This is a genomic window from Corynebacterium sp. KPL2850 (assembly GCF_040225855.1).
GTDB lineage: Bacteria > Actinomycetota > Actinomycetes > Mycobacteriales > Mycobacteriaceae > Corynebacterium.
Genome location: NZ_JBEHFV010000054.1, coordinates 1 through 4,639, shown reverse-complemented (window position 1 = coordinate 4,639; position 4,639 = coordinate 1). Strand labels below are relative to the sequence as shown.

Sequence of the window (4,639 nt, the reverse complement as noted above, 5' to 3'; positions counted from 1 at the left end):
GAACTCACAATGAACATCCTCTCCTACGGACACAAGATCCGTACTAATAGGGTGTCCACTAAACGAGGGTAACCTCAGCCCAGACCATTCTGTACCGGAGAGCACGCGCCATGAGAACCCCGGTATCTCCTTCGGACTGCACCTCTCCAACCATCAAGCGAAGTATTTCGCGCACGAGCTTGAGCGGAGTTATGCCAATGACCATGTCGGCAAGCTTGCAGGACGGACCTGACCCCTTTTTGGTGGACACCTGATATCCAGCCCAGTCGGGCTGGCAAGAAAGGTAATCTACCACCATGTCCAGGTACTCCGAACAGTTCAAACGCGACGGTGTGGCCCTCTATGAAAACAATGAGGACCTCTCGCTGAACGCAGCATCAGCAGAGCTCGGCATCAACCGAGCCTCGCTGCATTCATGGGTCAAGAAGTACGGCACCGGCAAACGTGCCCGCATAAAAGCCATGCAGGATAAAGCCCAAACGGCAAATGAATCGTGAGACGCATCCGCCAGTTGGAAAAGGAATTCTCTAAACTGCGCGAAGAACGCGACATCCTGCGCAAGGCCGCTAAGTATTTTGCTTAAAGCAGGCTCACGGGAGTTCTGCTTCCAGTGTGTCTATGACCACCGAACCGAATACTCGGCTCACACGGATGTGCCAGGTGTTGAAGCTGAATCGTTCCTCGTTTTATAAATGGGTCCAAACCCGTGAACAGCGCAGGTTAAAGATGTGTTCCGATGGTCTTATTGGTGCGAGGATCGCAACCATCTTTGATGATGAGCATGGTCTTTATGGTGCTAAACGCATCGCCGCAAGCCTGAACGAGGACACGGCGTTTACCCCGATCAACCACAAGAAGGTCGCACGCATCATGAAATCCATGGGATTTCAAAGGCTTTACCAAGCGCCGCCGATGTGTCACTACCAGGCGCAAGCCTGGCCACCGTTATTGGCACTTACTCGCGGAAACTTGCAGGTTATGCGCTCGCAGACCACATGCGCGTCTGGGGTTGCCCGCAAATCGTGGACACGTAGTGGAGCTACCTAGCGGTTAGGCAGCGATTTTTTCTTCGTTTCTGGTTTGGGTGATGTGATTTTCGAAATCGACGGGGCTGACCATCCCGAGTGCGGAGTGCCTGCGCCGACGGTTGTAGACGACTTCAATCCAGTAGGCAACGGCCTTGCGTGCGGCATCACGGGTTGCCCAGCGCTTACGGTCGTAGAACTCGGTTTTAAGCGTCGACCAGAATGACTCGGCCATCGCATTATCGAAACACACTCCGGTACGTCCCACAGACTGGTCAATGCCTAGGTTGCGGCACACCTCCCAGAGCTTCTCACTGGTGAATTGGGTTCCACGGTCGGCGTGAAACACCAGCAGCTGGCGAATCGGATCAGTAAAGCTGTCGCGATAGTCCCATAGACTATGGCATAAGTTCTACTGTGTTTTCGGAGTAGCAGCCCGATTGAAGCAATGCATAAATTAATTTATGCATTCACAAAAAGGTCTTGCGGGAAACGGAGAGTTAGACCATCATAATTAATGAGACAGGGTTTCCTTTTTGATTCATGCCTCACTTGACACCAACATCAGCACCAAAGGTTTCATTCTCTCCCGTCGCAAATCTTCCAAATACATTTGAAAGACGTTGCCCGTGAAAGTAAAGAAATTTTTATCCGCCAATTTTGGCGGAATTTATCGGATTACTTGTTTCCCCCACTGCAGTGGCCGCTTAGCCAATTGACTGGACCATCAGCCAAACAATCATTGGTCCGAAAGGCGAGGATCTTCCACTCCGCGTAGGATAAGGAGATGAACCCGGCAGTGTTGGTTTTGGGCTTTCTCACATCAAAGACAGTCACGACGGTTTCGTTCCAGCCACTACAGAGATTGACACAGTTTTACATAACGCCCCCGACTGCAAAGGCGGCTTAAATGCAGGAAATGGCAAGAAAACATGCTCTTACCCAATCAATGGAAGGGTTATGACGGTTGTTGCCACAGAACGAGTAGATCCCGCAAGCGGAGACGGCCGACCTGTCGGAATAATCACTGCTTTCTACCGCTAGGAGAATAGTCATCAATCAATTTGTTTCTATCACAACTGATGAAATCAAGTTTTTGAAAAATATATCAACCCAAATGTTTCAAGACACCATACTTCCAGAGGAAACAATTTTAGCCGGAGTCGGCATCCAAGCGGGAAGAAACAGCGGCTCCCCCGAAAATCAGCTCTGGTACCACTTCGACCTCTTTAACCCTAGACTTCACGAAGGAAACGTCGTTCGCCTTTGGGGAAGATTCCCTGATTTAAGTAGAAATGAAGAATCTATCGAGTGGGATGAAATACTTCAGGGCTCTGGTTTCGTAGAGATGTTCCTTACCTCAACTCCCGAAAAGAATAAATTAAATTCTATGGAATATATCCAGAAAGGATGATTGTCAATGACGTGGAAAAGGGTCTCATTTTAATGGGCTGCACTTTACTAACTGCAGTGTCCCCCGTCACCGCCCACGCATCTGAAAATAATCAGTATCAACCTGGGGACACCGTGCCACTCTCTGTCGACCCAGACGGTTTTCTCCCCGACACAACTAAGGGCGGAATTAGTTTCTTTTCCGCTTCGTCCCCGGTTGCTACCTGCGTTAACGTCCAGCCAAGTGCTGACAACGTAAAAGTAACAAATAACTGCCCAGGGAAACAGGGAATCAAAGTCTTAATCGCTTTCGGCAAAGATTCTGAATGCGTATATCTCGAACCTCACGCAACGCACGATCATCACTTCGGCAGCTGGTTCAACCACAGAGCAAGGTTTGATGGAGTTGTTTCCTGCTAATGCTCAAGAATATCTAGGATAGGTATAGTCAGTCTGATTGTCGCGTACACGGTCGGTCTGGGACAATAAAATAACCCCAACCAAGGTCCAAGTTGGTTGAGGTTATCGGACCTAATGGGTTGTGTCCTTTAGTGTGGTGTATCTGTAGCCCGCGGTAAGCCTTGTGCCGGTGCACAGCAAGGCGACCATCACGGGTACCTTTCGAATCAACTTCAACCTATCCTCGAAAGGAATATGACCGCGATGGCCGCTAACCCCCATCATATCGATCCCACTGCGTATCTGTGTGGATTTGGGGTAGTTGGTACCGTGAGTCCGCGTAGTTGGTACCAGGGTTACGGGTACCTGGTACTGCAAGGGTTTTTCTTTCATAGTTGATGTTGGCGACACCACGATTCGTTGGTGTCGCATCAACTTCTACTTGGAAAGAGGCCATTGTTGTGGCTAACTTCAAACAGATCCTTGCGATGTTCCTTGACGGTGCTAGCTATACGCGGATCGCACATACATTCGGGTGGGGCCTAACCCCCGACGTGTCCATTTTCCGGGGGTCAGGCCGCACTTCAGCCTGTGGCCCGGACGGTGAATAAGACCTGCCACAATACTCACTTGCCAGAAAGCGCCGGTGTAGTTAGGTAAACTAGGCAGGGTTGACCATTATCCCCGATTAGTACATGGATTGAGACTACTTACGTGTCTGAAGAACCAACCCTGTATCCCGATACGCCCATTGAGGATGTCACCCTCGAGCGCATCGGTGAGATTTTTGACTCCGAAAAGCTCGAGTACCGCGTAGAAGAACAGACCGTCGGCGAAGGCGAAACGGTAAAGATCCTGCGCACCGGCTTTTCCAATATCGCTATTGCCCTGCAGGTGCGTGACGATGTCCTCGTGGCGGACTCCGTCTGGCGCGGTAATGCCCCAGCCTCGGAGGGCCCACAACTGCTCATGGTTCTCAACAAGTGGAACCAACAGCACTTCGCGCCCACCCTGCGCTTTTTTGAGTCGTCCGAAAATAATCTGGCCGTCTCCGGCGTGCGCGAAATCAACATTTCCCATGGCCTGTCCCGCAACCAGATCGGTGCCTTCGTAATGTCCACCTTGGACTCCATGCTGCAGTCCATGGCTTTTGTTGAAGAGCACTACCCACAGCTTGTCACCTGGGAGGAGCATAACCATGACTAATGCATCCACCGCATCCACCGAAAACAACTTGCCCGAGGTCGATCTGGACCGCGTCGTTGCCGCCATGGGCACCTTCGATATTGAGCTGACCAAGGTGGAAGGCGAAATCGACGCCGCCACCGCCAACCTCAATGGCCTGCCCACCATGTTTGCGGTCTTGGATTCCGTTGTCATCGTGCGCTGCGATGTGCCAACCGATGCCTCATTTTCCAAGGCCGATGCCGGGCTCTTCCTCGCCGCCAACCAGATCAACTCTGTCGCATTTGGCGCGCGAGCCGTTATTTCTGAGCACGATGACATGCTCGTCGTCCGCACCGAGCGCGACATTCCCGCCGCGGCCGGAATGACCGATGAGCAGCTCACCACCGCTTTGAAGAAGGCCGTCGACGCCGTCATCAACGGCCAGGACGCCATGGTGTCTGCCGCCGAGGAAATGGCCAAGCTCGGATCTGAAACCGCTGCGAAGGCCGGAAACGGCAGCGAGGAAAACTCCACGCCGTCTGACAACGCTTAAGCCGCCTTACCTAAGGCCTTCTCCCCCGTGGGGTTGCCCGCAAATCGTGGACACGTAGTTAAGCTGCTTAGGGGTTAAGCAGCGGCCTTCTTATTACCATTTT

6 protein-coding genes and 1 pseudogene are annotated in these 4,639 nt (G+C 51.9%); 6 read left to right on the top strand and 1 reads right to left on the bottom strand.

What is annotated here, in order from left to right:
• Nucleotides 1-296 precede the first annotated feature (296 nt).
• Nucleotides 297-497: a transposase gene (locus tag ABRP93_RS11340; protein WP_023022506.1), complete on the top strand. Its 201-nt coding sequence runs from the start codon at nucleotides 297-299 to the stop codon at nucleotides 495-497.
• Between the two features lie 121 nt (nucleotides 498-618).
• Nucleotides 619-1,047 (top strand): IS3 family transposase, encoded by a 429-nt coding sequence (locus ABRP93_RS11335; RefSeq protein WP_023022511.1) that lies wholly within the window; start codon nucleotides 619-621, stop codon nucleotides 1,045-1,047.
• A gap of 3 nt (nucleotides 1,048-1,050) precedes the next feature.
• On the opposite strand, the pseudogene ABRP93_RS11330 reads toward ABRP93_RS11335, so the two are convergent.
• Nucleotides 1,051-1,377: pseudogene (locus ABRP93_RS11330) on the bottom strand (transposase); the annotation flags it as partial.
• Between the two features lie 765 nt (nucleotides 1,378-2,142).
• Here ABRP93_RS11330 and ABRP93_RS11325 point away from each other — a divergent pair.
• The 4 genes from ABRP93_RS11325 (at nucleotide 2,143) to ABRP93_RS11310 (ending at nucleotide 4,536) form a co-directional block, all read left to right on the top strand.
• Nucleotides 2,143-2,439 carry a hypothetical protein gene (locus ABRP93_RS11325; protein ID WP_302521202.1) on the top strand — a complete coding sequence of 99 codons (297 nt, stop codon included), beginning with the start codon at nucleotides 2,143-2,145 and terminating at the stop codon, nucleotides 2,437-2,439.
• Nucleotides 2,436-2,837: an alpha-amylase inhibitor gene (locus tag ABRP93_RS11320; RefSeq protein ID WP_023022516.1), complete on the top strand. Its 402-nt coding sequence runs from the start codon at nucleotides 2,436-2,438 to the stop codon at nucleotides 2,835-2,837. The genes ABRP93_RS11325 and ABRP93_RS11320 overlap by 4 nt, the downstream gene beginning before the upstream one ends.
• A gap of 693 nt (nucleotides 2,838-3,530) precedes the next feature.
• On the top strand, nucleotides 3,531-4,022 hold the full coding sequence (locus tag ABRP93_RS11315; protein WP_005283185.1) for a YbjN domain-containing protein: 492 nt from the start codon (nucleotides 3,531-3,533) through the stop codon (nucleotides 4,020-4,022).
• Nucleotides 4,015-4,536, top strand: coding sequence for a YbjN domain-containing protein (locus tag ABRP93_RS11310; RefSeq protein ID WP_302521201.1), 522 nt, complete (start codon nucleotides 4,015-4,017; stop codon nucleotides 4,534-4,536). Before ABRP93_RS11315 ends, ABRP93_RS11310 begins: the two co-directional genes overlap by 8 nt.
• Nucleotides 4,537-4,639 lie beyond the last annotated feature (103 nt).

Bases quoted from the DNA above. Each gene is read 5' to 3' on its own strand.
- ABRP93_RS11335 (WP_023022511.1), top strand. From the start codon at position 619: ATGACCACCGAACCGAATACTCGGCTCACACGGATGTGCCAGGTGTTG.
- ABRP93_RS11310 (WP_302521201.1), top strand. From the start codon at position 4,015: ATGACTAATGCATCCACCGCATCCACCGAAAACAACTTGCCCGAGGTC.
- ABRP93_RS11325 (WP_302521202.1), top strand. From the start codon at position 2,143: ATGTTTCAAGACACCATACTTCCAGAGGAAACAATTTTAGCCGGAGTC.
- ABRP93_RS11320 (WP_023022516.1), top strand. From the start codon at position 2,436: ATGATTGTCAATGACGTGGAAAAGGGTCTCATTTTAATGGGCTGCACT.
- ABRP93_RS11340 (WP_023022506.1), top strand. From the start codon at position 297: ATGTCCAGGTACTCCGAACAGTTCAAACGCGACGGTGTGGCCCTCTAT.